The 13,347-nt window shown below is 49.0% G+C and carries 12 protein-coding genes; 4 read left to right on the top strand and 8 right to left on the bottom strand.

The features are described from left to right. Positions 1–120: 120 nt before the first annotated feature. From BU251_RS07340 to BU251_RS07355, 4 genes are read right to left on the bottom strand one after another with little or no spacing between them, the layout of a single operon-like run. Positions 121–1,689 carry a DHA2 family efflux MFS transporter permease subunit gene (locus BU251_RS07340; protein ID WP_128700442.1) on the bottom strand — a complete coding sequence of 523 codons (1,569 nt, stop codon included), beginning with the start codon at positions 1,687–1,689 and terminating at the stop codon, positions 121–123. Between the two features lie 13 nt (positions 1,690–1,702). Beyond that, entirely contained in the window at positions 1,703–2,593 is an 891-nt protein-coding gene (locus tag BU251_RS07345; RefSeq protein WP_128700444.1) for an HlyD family secretion protein, read from the bottom strand. Position 2,594: 1 nt separating this feature from the next. Beyond that, the gene (locus BU251_RS07350) at positions 2,595–3,998 is read right to left on the bottom strand and encodes a TolC family protein (protein ID WP_128700446.1); all 1,404 of its coding nucleotides are present in this window, start codon (positions 3,996–3,998) and stop codon (positions 2,595–2,597) included. A gap of 6 nt (positions 3,999–4,004) precedes the next feature. Continuing rightward, positions 4,005–4,547, bottom strand: a complete 543-nt coding sequence (locus BU251_RS07355; protein WP_128700448.1) for a MarR family winged helix-turn-helix transcriptional regulator — start codon at positions 4,545–4,547, stop codon at positions 4,005–4,007. A gap of 241 nt (positions 4,548–4,788) precedes the next feature. Between BU251_RS07355 and BU251_RS07360 the strand changes: the two genes are divergently transcribed. Together BU251_RS07360 and BU251_RS07365 are read left to right on the top strand one after the other, a co-directional pair. Next, positions 4,789–5,259, top strand: coding sequence for a DUF2924 domain-containing protein (locus BU251_RS07360; RefSeq protein WP_128700450.1), 471 nt, complete (start codon positions 4,789–4,791; stop codon positions 5,257–5,259). A gap of 9 nt (positions 5,260–5,268) precedes the next feature. After that, positions 5,269–6,909 (top strand): recombinase family protein, encoded by a 1,641-nt coding sequence (locus tag BU251_RS07365; protein WP_164908916.1) that lies wholly within the window; start codon positions 5,269–5,271, stop codon positions 6,907–6,909. 677 nt (positions 6,910–7,586) lie between these two features. Here the strand turns inward: BU251_RS07365 and BU251_RS07370 are convergent. Further along, complete coding sequence (locus tag BU251_RS07370) at positions 7,587–7,886, bottom strand: FtsB family cell division protein (protein WP_164908917.1); 300 nt, start codon at positions 7,884–7,886, stop codon at positions 7,587–7,589. A gap of 58 nt (positions 7,887–7,944) precedes the next feature. Further along, positions 7,945–9,228, bottom strand: a complete 1,284-nt coding sequence (gene eno, locus BU251_RS07375) for a phosphopyruvate hydratase (RefSeq protein ID WP_128700456.1) — start codon at positions 9,226–9,228, stop codon at positions 7,945–7,947. A 172-nt stretch (positions 9,229–9,400) separates the two neighbouring features. Here eno and BU251_RS07380 point away from each other — a divergent pair, with 172 nt between their 5' ends. Together BU251_RS07380 and BU251_RS07385 are read left to right on the top strand one after the other, a co-directional pair. Beyond that, entirely contained in the window at positions 9,401–11,050 is a 1,650-nt protein-coding gene (locus BU251_RS07380; RefSeq protein WP_128700458.1) for an AAA family ATPase, read from the top strand. A 79-nt stretch (positions 11,051–11,129) separates the two neighbouring features. Continuing rightward, positions 11,130–11,891: a hypothetical protein gene (locus tag BU251_RS07385; protein ID WP_128700460.1), complete on the top strand. Its 762-nt coding sequence runs from the start codon at positions 11,130–11,132 to the stop codon at positions 11,889–11,891. On the opposite strand, the gene purN is transcribed toward BU251_RS07385, so the two are convergent. After that, positions 11,888–12,508, bottom strand: coding sequence for a phosphoribosylglycinamide formyltransferase (gene purN / locus BU251_RS07390; protein ID WP_228767799.1), 621 nt, complete (start codon positions 12,506–12,508; stop codon positions 11,888–11,890). The two genes, BU251_RS07385 and purN, sit on opposite strands and share 4 nt — an antisense overlap. A 7-nt stretch (positions 12,509–12,515) precedes the next feature. Further along, positions 12,516–13,340 (bottom strand): RnfABCDGE type electron transport complex subunit B, encoded by an 825-nt coding sequence (locus tag BU251_RS07395; protein WP_128700464.1) that lies wholly within the window; start codon positions 13,338–13,340, stop codon positions 12,516–12,518. Between the last annotated feature and the right edge of the window lie 7 nt (positions 13,341–13,347).

Raw genomic sequence — 13,347 nt, forward strand, 5'->3', positions numbered from 1 at the left:
GAATTATTATTCATTATAAAAATATATCATTCAATTTCTATTTTGTCAAGCGTTTTTGGGCGTAATAAGAAATCGTTTATTGGGATAGCTGGTTTTTTAAGTAAGGCGGGGGGAGGTGTTCTAATCTATAAGAGCCACTTCATCGGTGCTCTTAACGGTCCTGCTATGCGGCAGGAATAAAATAAAGAGCGTAACAAATGCGAACATCAACATAAAAATCCAAGATAAGTCATTGTAAGAAAGCATCGTCGACTGACGGTTTATAAGATGGTCAATAAATGAAAAAGTACCGAGCCGGTCGCTGACAGGCCCATAGCCGTTTTTATGCAAATACCCGGTAAACATATGATAAATATCCAGGAAACGCCCGTGCGAGGCGGAAATATTCTCAACCAGATGAGAACGGTGAAATTGCATCCTGCGCTGCAATATGGTAACGGTTACGGCGTAACCGACATTGCCCCCGATGCGCTGCATGAGAGTATACAGGCTTGTCGCATTCGTCATATCTTTGTTTGGTATGGTAATCAGGGATACGGTGGAAAGCGGGACAAACACAAAAGCCATCCCCGCTCCCATCAAAAGCAATATGGGAACCAGGCTCTCGAAGGCGATATTAAGCGAAAGATGCCCCAGCAATGCGTAAGACCAACAACTAACGCCTATGCCTAAAATAATCATTTTTTTTGCATCTATATGGTTATAAAGCCTTCCTGCAAGAGGCATAAATATAAATAAGGTAAGGGCCCTGGGCAGAAGCGTCAGGCCGGATTGATACGCCGAATACCCCAATAAACTCTGCGTCAACTGCGGCAAAATAAAAGTCGTCCCGTAAAGCGCGATTCCGTATATCCCTACTACGGTAAACCCGATCGCAAACGGAACATTGCGCAATATGCGCAAATTAACAACCGGCTCATCAGTCCACAATTCCCAAAAGATCAAAGCGAGCAACGCAACTACGGATACGATTGACCAGGTTATGATAAATGTGGAATCAAACCAGTTTTTTTCCTGGCCTCTCTCCAAAACTATTTGCAAGGCCGTAAGGCCGACCATAAGAAATGATATACCGAACCAATCGACTTTCTTTATGCCGCGTTTTAGATATTCAGGATCATGCACATAATGATAAACCATCCATATTCCTACCAAGCTGATAGGAATGTTGATATAGAAAATCCATGGCCAGCCATAGTGGTCAATCAGCCAACCGCCCACGATCGGCCCTAACGCGGGCGCCAACACGATGCCCATCCCGAAAATAGCCATGGCCATACCATGCTGTTTTCTGGGAAAAGTCTCGCGTAAAATTGCCTGGGAAATCGGTATTAGAGCTCCACCCCCTATCCCCTGGATAATCCTATAGATAAGCATTTGGGGGAATGTCTTGGCTGTCCCGCATAAAACCGACCCTATGGTAAACAAAATGAAAGAAAATAAATAAAGGTTTTTCCTGCCCATCAATGCGCTCAGCCAGCCGGTCATGGTAATGACTATAATAGCGGCAATAGTGTAGATGGTAGCTATCCAGGTAATTGCGGATAAGGTTTCGGCAAAGTTCCCCATCATATAGGGAAGAGCGACATTGACTATACTCGTATCCATAACAGACAGGAATGCCCCAAGCATTACCGCTGTCGTAACCATCCATTTATTACTGCCATGGGCAGGGCTTTCAGCAACCATCAATTCTCCTGGTTTACTTTATCTTGATAGCAGGTATTACCGACATCCCTAATGCAAGCGGATGCTTCGGATCAGGTTCTTCATCAAATACTATTTTAACCGGCACCCTTTGTACAATCTTTATGTAGTTACCCGATGCGTTTTCAGGCGGCAAAAGGCTGAAACGCGCGCCTGTGCCTCTTTGAATACTATCTACATGCCCTTTGAAGACTTTTCCGGGATAAGCGTCTATGGTTATCGTTACCGGCTGGCCAGGCAATATATTCTTAAGATCTGTTTCCTTAAGATTAGCCACAACCCAGCGCTCAGGAGTTACGATAGTTAACAGCATCTGGCCAATCTGCACAAATGCGCCCTCCTCCACTGACTTTTCAGTCACTCTGCCTGCGGATGGCGCATAAATCTTGGTATAGGAAAGCTCAAGCTTTGCTTGTTCTAGAGCGGCTTTTGACTGATCTGCCTCTGCGTTAGCCACCCTCGCCCTGACAAGAACATGCTCCATGTTCTGTTTAGATATCTCATCGTTTAAAATAAGCTTCTTATAGCGGCTGACGTCTTCCTCGGCCTGGGCTGCCTTTGCCTGGGCTGCTTCTAAATTTGCCTCTGCCATCTTTAAGCGCGTCTCATAATCACGCGGATCTATCTCGGCTAAAAGCTCTCCCTCTTTTACTTCCTGATTATCATCGATATAGACTTTTAAGATATGCCCGGAAACCTTAGGGCTGATCGAAATGGCATGTCCTTCGATAAAAGCGTCGTCTGTGGAGGTATGCGACAAGGCGTAAAAATAATAATAAAGGCCAAAGGAACATCCTAAAATCAGCAAAACAATTGCCGGGATGATGAATCTTTTCTTATGCAGCAATTTGATTTTTTTGACCGGAACATTTAACTTATCGCTCATCTTATTTTCCTTTCTTGGAAAGAGTAAATGTTTCTATGTTGCCTAAAGCGGAGTAAAGATTGACCCGTGCCGAATTATACTGAAAAAGCATGGCCACATATTGCTGCCTGGCGCGGGCAAGGGCAGTTTGGGCGTCAATAACCTCAATATTATCGCCTATACCGGCCAAAAACAAATCCTTGCTCATCTCTAATTCTCTATTGGCTAAAGCAAGAACCTTCTTGGCTGCTCTCACTTGTTTAGCGCTGATAACAAGCGATTGCAAGGCTAAGCGCACGTCTTCGTCTACCTGCTTGCCTAAGTCGTTAAAAATCAATTGGGATTGGCGTTTATTGCTCTCTGCCTCTTGAATCTCTCCCTTAATCATTCCGCCGTCAAAAATAGGCATTTTTAAAGCTACGCCAACCTCGCCTACATTCCGTAATGAGCCGTTTGGACTATCGCCGCCCAAGCCGTAATCACCCATTAGCCCAACGGTAGGCAATCTTCCCGATTTTGCCTCCTTAAGCTTGAATTCGTCGTGCTGAATGCGTTCGCCGGAAATCTTCAGCTCTGTCCTGTTTTTATTGGCGAAGCCTACCTCTTCGGCGGCGGAGAAAACATGTTCCAGCACAAAATCCATCGTATCTGTCAACTTTAAACGGGTAGTCAACGGCAACCCGATTACGCGGTTAAGCTCTATATAGGACCTGCGTAAATCCATCGTGGCCTGCAAACTCCTAGCCTCTGCTTCGGCTTCGCGCGTCTCAAACCTCGCCACATCAATGCTTGTGGCTAATCCTGCCACGTTTTGGTGGCGGCCCAATTTTAAAAGCTGTCTTGCCAGATCCAAATCCGCCTTGGCGGCATCCGAGTCCTCCTCTGCCCTTAACGCATTCAAATACGCAAGGCTAACCGCTGCCCTCACTTGCTTAGCCGCAAGCTCTTCATCAAGTTGGGCTATTTTAGAATTAACCTTTTCGGCCCGGAATCGCTCAATTGCGCTTAAATCGAATATTTGTTGCACCAATTGGATTCTGCCGTCAAAAGAATTATAAGGGCCAATCATCCCGAAAGAAGAAAACCCCATCTCGACAAGATTTTCTTTAAAAACACGGGATTGTTGCAAGTCAAGTAATACATGCGGCAGGAGGTAAGAAGCCGACTGGAATACTTTGCCTTTAGCCTCTTCAGTTTTGGCATTGGCCAAAAGAGTAGTAAGATTATTTTTTAAGGCCAATCCTGTGGCATCACTCAAATTCAAGTAAGTATATTGTTCAACAGATGGTAAATTACCGGTATGTTCAGAAACATCCGTTGAAGCAAAAACCGTAGATGAAAAAAAGAATAAAATTAGAAAAACGAATCTAATGAAAATGCCTTTCCTAAGGTTAATTTTATTTTTTATGCTATAAGTAAAATTCATTTGGTTTTATTTTCTTCCAGTAACACTGCGTAAAGCAAGAGTTTTTAATCTTAATTTGGCCAATATCTTATTCAATTTATGCCGTTCATTACTATTTAAACAAGAAGCGAGCTTTTTCATTTCTAAATAATAAGAAGGAGTAACGGAATTACGCAATTCTTCGCCTTTCCTGGTAATTTTAACAATACTTAACCTGCGGTCTTTCTCTGAGCCCTGCCGTTCAACTAAATTCCTGCGCACAAGATTATCAACCAGTTCCGTTATATTAGCGCGGCTTACCAATAACAAGTCGCTCAATTCTCTATGAGTACATCCCTTGTTTTCACTGCGACTTATAATATTTAAAATATTGAGCGTGGAGCGGGAAAGCCCGCTAGCTTCAAGCTTAGACGCAAGATGGTTAAAGATTGCATCGTGCGTATAAATCAGGTTTAAAAACAGCTCTGCTGAATGCCAATGGAACCATTTGGATTTTTTGCCGTAATCCCGCAGATTACTCAAATAGTAACTTGGCCGCTTATCCTCGCTTGTCTTTTCTATTCTTTGCATGTCTGCCTCCTTTTTATACGGTTGCTATTATTTATAGCACAAAAAGCCATATTTGTCAATATCTTAAATGTTAATATATTAACTAATTAAGCCCATGCTTGCCAAAAGAATCAGGAGATACTCTATAAATTTTCCCTGAACAAATCACAACACCTTAGATATCAAGGAATTATATCTCTATTTACTTGATATCTCTCGAACTGTATGGCTATATGTACATGAAGATGAAAGGAGCCGATTTATGACGGAAACAAAACTATCTCAAATATTGGAACTTAGAGAAAAGTCGATCGGTGAACTACAGGGAAAATACGCCGAGCTATTCCCAGGTCAACAGACCCCCTCTAACAATAAAGTGTATTTATGGCGCAAGATCGCATACAGGCTGCAGGAGCTGGAATACGGCGGAATTTCTGTGGAGGCCCAGAATAAAATCCAGCAGCTAATCCAGCAATTTGACCCCATAAATAACAAGACGCTGCGGCCCGATGATGCCCTTAAAGAACGTCCTAAGAAAACAAAACTGAGCCGCGACAAGAGACTGCCCATTCCCGGCACAGTGATCATCAAAGAATACAAAGGTATCAAGCTGGAGGTCAAAATCCTCGAATCAGGCTTTGAATTCCGTAGCAAGGTCTATAAGAGCCTGACGGCCATAGCCAAAGAAATTACCGGCGCGCACTGGAACGGATACCTGTTCTTCAATCTATAGGGAATGATCATGGAAGAGACAAAACAATCCAAGAAACGCATCTACTGCGCCATTTACACGCGCAAATCAACCTCTGAAGGACTTGATCAGAACTTCACATCCCTTGATGCTCAAAGAGAAGCCGCCGAAAACTACATTAACAGCCAAAAACATGAAGGCTGGGTTGTGCTTCAAGAACCCTATGATGACGGAGGATTCACAGGCGCAAATATGGATAGGCCTGGACTACAAAAACTACTTTCAGAGATCAAGAATCAGAAAATCAACTGCGTCGTGGTCTACAAAGTCGATAGGCTATCCCGCTCCCTGACGGATTTTGCGCAGTTGCTCGAATTCTTTGACAAAAACAACGTGACATTTGTTTCTGTAACGCAATCATTCAACACCAATACCTCAATGGGCCGACTGACGCTGAACATCCTCCTTTCTTTCGCGCAGTTTGAACGTGAAATTGCCCGCGAAAGAACCAAAGACAAGATGTCCGCTGCCAGGAAACGCGGCCAATGGACCGGCGGCATAGCTCCCTTAGGCTATTGCGTGGATGACAATAAGAAATTAATCGTAGACCCCGAAGGCGCAAAGGTAGTCCGTGAGATCTTTGACCTCTATCTCAAGGGCAACTCTACGCTCAAAATCGTACATATGTTCAATGAGAAGGGCTATAAGACGAACAAGATAGCCTGTAAGAACGGCAAAACCTTAGGTGGGGTCAAATATAGCGTTGCAAGAATCCAATGGATGCTCCGGCATCCGATCTATATGGGTAAAGCACTATACAATGGCCAGATTTATGATGGCGAGCATGAAGCTATTATCGACGAGGAAACCTTCAAGAAAACCCAAGCCTTGCTCAATGAAAACCACAGGGAACGAAAAGCAACAAAGAACGTAGACTGCACAGGCTTATTGAGCCGTATTCTACACTGCAAGATCTGCGGAACCTATATGACACATACCTATACCATAAGAAACGGCACTCACAAATACCGCTATTACACCTGCACCAATGCTCAGAAGCTTGGCCATAGCTCCTGCCCTACCAGATCCGTCAATTCCAAGGCAATCGAAGACGCCGTGGTCAACTGTCTGCGAGAGATCTTCTCCGATAAAAGCAAAAGAGAAAAACACGCCTATAAACAGGAAACCGACGCTCTTCTGTCGCCTGTTTGGGACACCCTGCATCCACAAGAAAAGCGGCGCATCTTCAAGATATTGCTCAAGGAAGTCGACTATACGGCCAGTAGCAAAAAACTCGGCATAACGCTCGCCGATAACGACCTGAGGCTTGAGTTTGATGCGGATTTACAGCAGGTGCGGCCTTTAAACAAGTGGCACAAAGAAGAAGAAATCAAAAAAGAACCCACCGTTCGAACAATGCTTGTCTTAGCTCATCAAGTCCAACAGCTCGTCAATACTGGAAAGATCAAGCATCCCCGCGAGGCTTGTAAGTGGCTTAACCTAAGTGTGACGCGCATGGATCAAACCATGAATACTCTTTTCCTATGTCCTGCCATTCAAAGTGAGATCCTCTCTACCGACACGCCTGCCATCAACGCGCTCACAGAGTTCAAAATTCGCCCTCTCCTCAAAGAAGCCATCTGGACCGATCAATTAGCCAAGTGGCAAACCTTGATCGCCGGTAACCGCTAATCAAAACCTGCCTGAAAAATTCCAGTTTCTCGCCAATTATTCGATCAAAATACGCGATATATCGTCGAATAATCGCGACACTGACTCCAAGAAACTAATCGCCAATTCCGAGATAAAGAGATAGTTTGGCGAGATTTACTTGGCTAGATCTTGCGAACCTGCAGGAGGATTTGAAGCTGAGATCGTAAACGCTAAAACAATGAAAAAAATTATGCCCTAACTCTTTGACACAGCAAGACAAAGAAAAAGCCCTGACCGGTTCGCCCAGTCAGGGCTTTTTCTATCTCTCTATGTGGATTTCGAGAGATCATAGTGGTTGCGGGGGTCCGATTTGAACGGACGGCCTCAAGGTTATGCTTTACTACTACAGCTTTCGCTGCCACCGGCACTATTCCGGCTTTGTAGTCCGGACTATCCCTTAATCCTCATTTTAAGAGGATTCCTGCCAACTAGTCTCTACACCTTCTCCCACCGTTTTGATTCGCTTTTACGAATGCAAAACGAATCAATGGGAGCTTGGCTCGGTATTACCCTGGCTTAAAGCCGAGGGCTTCACCGAATTTGACAGGTTTTCCATCGGCCGTTACCGGCCGTGGGACCCATTGTTGAGCCTTGCGAGCTACCAGGCTGCTCCACCCCGCGATCATTCATTGTACAGAAAGAACAATGAAACGCAACTATTCTTTTGAAGCATTCGTCTGATTCACGACGTCAACTTCATCCTCGCGTATGATCTTAAGCACCGTCTCGCCCTTCTTGACGATACCCATCTTGTCGCGCGCCACCATCTCCAGATACGCCGTATTGTTCTGCAGCTGGGCGATCCTCTGCTCCAGGATGGCGTTCTGGCGCTGCGCCTTCCTGATCTTTTCTTCGGTCTCCGCCAGCTTGGCCTTCAACTCCTGAAACTTGGCAAACCCCGGCAGGAAGATGATGAGCAAAATAACAAAAATGATGAAAAGCCGCAAATTCTTCAAGGTCTCTTCCCACAGGCGGCAGCCGTCCCTTCGGCCTTATGGCCGAAGGCCTTAAAGCTTACACCCTTCCGAAGATCTTATCCGGCCAGAGCGTCCCCGCGTAAACCGCGCTCTTGCCCAATTCTTCCTCAATGCGCAAAAGCTCGTTATACTTGGCGATCCTGTCAGTCCTGGAAAGAGAACCTGTCTTGATCTGGCCGACGCCCGTGGCGACGGCGATATGGGCGATCGTCGTGTCCTCGGTCTCTCCCGAACGATGCGAGATGACCGCCGAATATTTATTCTCTCCGGCCAGCTCGATACAATCCAAAGTCTCACTGAGCGAGCCGATCTGATTGACCTTGATCAGGATGGAGTTGGCTATCTTCTTGTCGATGCCCGTCTGCAATCTCTTGACGTTCGTCACAAACAGGTCGTCGCCCACCAGCTGCAACTTGGCGCCAAGGATGTCCGTCAATTTCTTCCAGCCGTCCCAATCGTCTTCTGCCAAGCCGTCTTCGATAGAGACAACCGGATATTTGGCGATGATCTCCGAGTAAATCGCGATCATCTCTTCGGCGGTCTTTGGTTTGCCCTCCACGACATACTTGCCGTCCTTGTAAAACGAGCTGGACGCTACGTCCAAGGCCAAAGAGATATCTTTTCCCGGCTTGTAGCCGGCCTTGGTGATCGCGTCAATGATCAGCCCCAAAGCCTCCTCATTAGACTGAAGATTCGGCGCAAAACCGCCCTCGTCTCCCACGGAGGTAGAAAGCTTCTTGGATTTAAGGATGCTCTTAAGATTATGGAATGTCTCGACAGCGGCGCGCAGGGCTTCCCTGAATGACGGCAGGCCGATAGGCATGATCATGAACTCCTGAAAATCGAGGTTGTTGTCCGCATGGAGCCCGCCGTTCAAAATGTTCATCATCGGGACAGGAAGGATATGGGCATTCTTGCCGCCCAGATATTTATAGAGGGGTTTGCGTTCCTCAATGGCCTGGGCCTTGGCGGCGGCCATGGAGACGGCGAGGATGGCATTGGCGCCGAGCTTGGCCTTGTTCTCCGTGCCGTCCAGCTCGATCATGACCTTGTCGAGCGCCATGAAGCTGGGCTCCATCCCCTTGATCTTATCGGCAATGGGGCCGTTGATGTTGGCGACGGCCTTCAGGACCCCCTTGCCCAGATAGCGCGCCTTGTCCCCATCGCGCAATTCCAGGGCTTCATGCTCACCCGTGGACGCCCCTGAAGGAACGATAGCCCTGCCCATAACCCCGGACTCCAGAACAACATCCGCTTCAACCGTAGGGTTCCCCCTTGAATCCAGGACCTCTCTTGCAACCACTTTCTTGACTACCGACATATCGCCTCCAAACCTCACATAAACGTTGTCATAGGAAATATTAGGTGAAAAGATTATCACAACCACATGGACGCGTCAAGGGATTTAATATATCCCCAAAGAGCCCCGGGGTTCACGAACGAAAGAATGCCGCATTGACACGAACAACGATTTATGTTATCTTCAGACTATTATGAAAATCGATAAATTCACCTATAAACAGATCAAGACATTCCTGCGTGACCACTGGATCGCCGTCACGAGCACCGTGGTCACCATTGTGCTCACAGGCCTCTCCATCTGGGGCTTTATGGGCCTGGAGTCTTTTTACCGCAAGATGCAGCTGGCCCAGCTACCCATCCAGATCATGATGTGGATACTGGCATCAGCCATCTCGGCGATCATCTACGTATCGCTCATGTTCGGCCGCTTCGGCCAGATCGACACCAAAAAAGTCCGGGGCTCCAAGGTCAATGTCAACTTTGCAGACGTCCTGGGCATCGATGAGGCCAAAGAAGAGGCGATCGAAGTCGTCAACCTCCTTAAAGACCATTCCGCCGTCCAAAAGGTCGGCGGAAAGATCATCAAAGGCTTACTCATGATCGGGCCTCCCGGATGCGGCAAGACGTATCTGGCCAAGGCCATCGCCACAGAAGCCGGCCTGCCGTTTTTGTCTTTGTCGGCCAGTGAATTCACAGAGATATTCGTCGGGGTCGGCGCCAGGCGCGTCCGCAAGCTCTTCAAGCAGGCCCGGCGCCTGGCCTATGCGCACGGCGGGGCCATCGTCTTCATCGACGAAATCGATGCCATCGGACGCACCCGCACCTTCAGCTTCATGAGCGGCCAGGAAGGCAACACCACCTTAAACCAGCTTCTGGTCGAAATGGACGGCCTGCAGGACGAAAAGGAAAACGTCGTCGTGATCGGCGCGACCAACTCTCCCGAAGACGTGCTCGACCCGGCGATCCTGCGCCCGGGGCGCTTCGACCGAAAGATCTATATCGAAAAACCGAACCTTCAGGGCCGCGAAGAGGTCTTAAGGTTCTATCTAAGCAAGGTCCCTTATGACAAGTCCATCGATATCGGCAAGGTGGCGCGCCAGGCGGTCTACAAGTCGCCCGCAGACCTGGAAAACATCGTCAAAGAGGCCTCCATCATCTGCCTGCGCAACAAGCGCGACGTGATCACCCACAAGGACATCTCCGAAGCCATGGAACGCATCGATCTGGGGATCAAACATCGCAAACACATGACGCACGACGAAAAACGCCTGGTGGCCTACCACGAAGCCGGCCACCTGATTGCACTTTATTTGCTCCATCCGACGGACGACGTCTTCAAGGCCTCCATCATCGCGCGCCGCGGCGCCCTCGGGGTCGTCCACCATCAGCCCCGCGAAGAGATCTTCACCTCCAACAGGGAAAGACTCATGGCCAATATCCAGGTGTCGGTCGCCGGATACCTGGCGGAAAAACTGACATTCGGGACGACATCCGACGGCGTTTTATCCGATTTCAACAACGCCATGCGCGTCGCCCATATCATGGTCTGGCGCCTCGGGATGGACGGCAAACACCTGGGAGACTTCACCGCTATTCCCGAACAGCAGATCTCCGAACAGGTCAAGGGTGAATTGAACCAGGAGACCCAGCGGATTTTCCAGGAATGCGTCGCCAAGACCGAAACGCTCCTGCGGGATGAAAACGTGTTGTTGAACCGCTTTGCCAACGAACTCCTGAAAAAAGAAGAGCTCGAATTCGATGAAATCGATGCCATCTTCAAGGAATACAACAAAACCAAATTCGGCTCACTGCCGACCCCTCCCTATCAGAAACCTGTTTAAGATTCCACCCGCCTTTCTTGCAGTCGTCGCAGCCACAGTCCTTCTTTTAGGCTGTGAACCGACGTATCCGGTAAAAACCATGCCGCAGCAGCTCGCCCGCATGGTCAAGAATGAGGTCGGTATTGACATCCACATCCGCATCACCGGAAAGACCATGTGGATCTACGTGCCGATGACAGACCTGATTGAAGAGAAAACGGCGGGATGGGACAAGGCGGGTCTCGAAAAGCTCAATAAGGTCATGAACGCGGCGCACCGTGTTATCTTGAGCACGGACGCCAAGCTTGATTTCCTGGCCGTCGTCGGCGCGGACATCAAAAAATTCGGCGTCGCCCTTCTGACGGTAGAATATATCCCCGACCTCGAACAGGCCGTCCTTGAAAAATTCTCCCGTGGCGAATACTTCATGCGCAGCGTGCGCGATGTGCGCTTTGACCCAACCCTTATCGGAGATACGACGGGAGAAACGCAGAGTTACCGCGACATCACCTTCGACGAATTCATCTGCATGCAGATCATCCACCGCGCCAAGAGCCTCTTCGCCAAAGACAAGAAACTCAATAATCTTTTTGAACTCAAAACAACCTCCTACACACAGAAATTCGGAATTCTGAAGTTGGAGTTCGAATTTCTGCGCAAACGTTACGACTTGAGCCCGGAGGAAGAAAACATCAAACCCCTGGACTACGTCAAGCAGATCGCCGCCGAGGTCATCCAGAATTACAACTACAAGGACATCCAGGGCGTAGAGCTGACGGATACGTTCTCGGAGGAAACCGTCAAGCTTAGCCTCGATGAGCTTAAAAAGATGAAGGTGGAACTCCCGGAATACCGGGACTAGGTTTTCTCTGGATGGGATGCGGGCAGGACGCGGCGGCCTTTCAGGATAAGCCCGCCGGACAAAACCTTCTTGATCGCTTCGGGATAAATCCGGTGTTCGACCTTGTGGATCTTCTTCTCCAAACTCTCCATGGTATCCGTCGCAAGCACCCGCACAGGCTCCTGGACAATGATAGGGCCGTGGTCAACCTCCTCATCGACAAAATGGACGGTGACCCCGGTGACGCCGACGCCGTAGCGAAAGGCGTCTTTGATGGCGCGCTCACCGGGAAAAGCCGGCAGAAGCGCAGGATGGATATTCAGGATGCGGTTCCTGTAGGCCCGCACGAACGACGGCGAAAGGATCCGCATGAAACCCGCCAAAACAATTAAGTCGACTTCTTGCGCCTTGAGGTGACGCAGGACCGCTGCGTCATAGGCCCGGCGGTCCCTGTAATCTTTCGGATCCAAAAACAAGGTGCTGATGCCTGCGCGACGGGCCCTCTTCAATGCAAAGGCATCCTTTTTGTCGCTGACCACGAGCGCTATCCGCGCCTTCAACGCGCCGCGGACGACCGCGTTCATGATCGCCTGCAAGTTCGTCCCGTTCCCCGAAACAAAAACAGCGATAGTCTTCATAGGCATCTCATCGTGACGGTGAAGGCTGTGCGCCCCTCACCTTGATGACTTTTGTCGGACAAACCTTGGCGCACTCAAGACAACCCGTACATTTATCATAATCGATGCGCGCCAGGTTGTCGATGACGGCCACCGCGCCGTGGGGACAGGCCTTTTCGCAGCGACGGCAAGCGATGCAGCCGACGCCGCAGACGGACATGACGACTTTCCCCGAATCGTTCGACGTGCACGCCACATAAATTTTTGCTTTTTCTGGTTCAAAAGGAATGAGCGTGTAGAGCCCTTTGGGACAGACGTTCACGCATATGCCGCAGGCCGTGCACTTGGATTCGATGACACGAGGGAAACCTTCCCCCGTCATTTCAATCGCGTCGAACGGGCAGGCCTTGACGCATGTCCCGTACGTCAGGCAGCCATAGGCGCATTCTTTCTGGCCGCCCAGGACCAGCGAGGCCGCCAGACAGTCCTTGATGCCGTCGTATAAAAACTTGTCTTTGGCGTGGTTGCCGCCGCAACAATGCAGACAGGACACCTTTTTGGCCTTTTCTTCCAGGCTCAACCCCAGGATAGCGGCAATGTCTTTCTTGTTCTCCGTCGCCGCGACGGAACAGGAATGAAGATCGAGTTCTCCGGCCAAGAGCGCCTGCGCAAAACCCATGCAGCCGGCCTTGCCGCAGGAGCCGCAATTGGCACCCGGCAGCTTGGCCAGGATCCTCTCGATCGTCGGATCCACCGGAACATGGAATTTCTTCGCCGCATAAGCCAGCACAAACCCGAAAAAGATCCCCAGGCCGCACAGTGTCGCTATGGAAGCAATAATGCTGGTCGCCATGTTGCCG

The sequence above is a fragment of the Candidatus Velamenicoccus archaeovorus genome, from assembly GCF_004102945.1.
In the GTDB taxonomy this organism is placed as follows: Bacteria; Omnitrophota; Gorgyraeia; order Velamenicoccales; family Velamenicoccaceae; genus Velamenicoccus; species Velamenicoccus archaeovorus.

Coding starts and splice junctions, on each gene's coding strand:
- eno (WP_128700456.1), bottom strand. CDS start 9,228: ATGTCGGTAGTCAAGAAAGTGGTTGCAAGAGAGGTCCTGGATTCAAGG.
- BU251_RS07350 (WP_128700446.1), bottom strand. CDS start 3,998: ATGAATTTTACTTATAGCATAAAAAATAAAATTAACCTTAGGAAAGGC.
- BU251_RS07360 (WP_128700450.1), top strand. CDS start 4,789: ATGACGGAAACAAAACTATCTCAAATATTGGAACTTAGAGAAAAGTCG.
- BU251_RS07365 (WP_164908916.1), top strand. CDS start 5,269: ATGGAAGAGACAAAACAATCCAAGAAACGCATCTACTGCGCCATTTAC.
- BU251_RS07385 (WP_128700460.1), top strand. CDS start 11,130: ATGCCGCAGCAGCTCGCCCGCATGGTCAAGAATGAGGTCGGTATTGAC.
- BU251_RS07355 (WP_128700448.1), bottom strand. CDS start 4,547: ATGCAAAGAATAGAAAAGACAAGCGAGGATAAGCGGCCAAGTTACTAT.
- purN (WP_228767799.1), bottom strand. CDS start 12,508: ATGAAGACTATCGCTGTTTTTGTTTCGGGGAACGGGACGAACTTGCAG.
- BU251_RS07395 (WP_128700464.1), bottom strand. CDS start 13,340: ATGGCGACCAGCATTATTGCTTCCATAGCGACACTGTGCGGCCTGGGG.
- BU251_RS07340 (WP_128700442.1), bottom strand. CDS start 1,689: ATGGTTGCTGAAAGCCCTGCCCATGGCAGTAATAAATGGATGGTTACG.
- BU251_RS07380 (WP_128700458.1), top strand. CDS start 9,401: ATGAAAATCGATAAATTCACCTATAAACAGATCAAGACATTCCTGCGT.
- BU251_RS07345 (WP_128700444.1), bottom strand. CDS start 2,593: ATGAGCGATAAGTTAAATGTTCCGGTCAAAAAAATCAAATTGCTGCAT.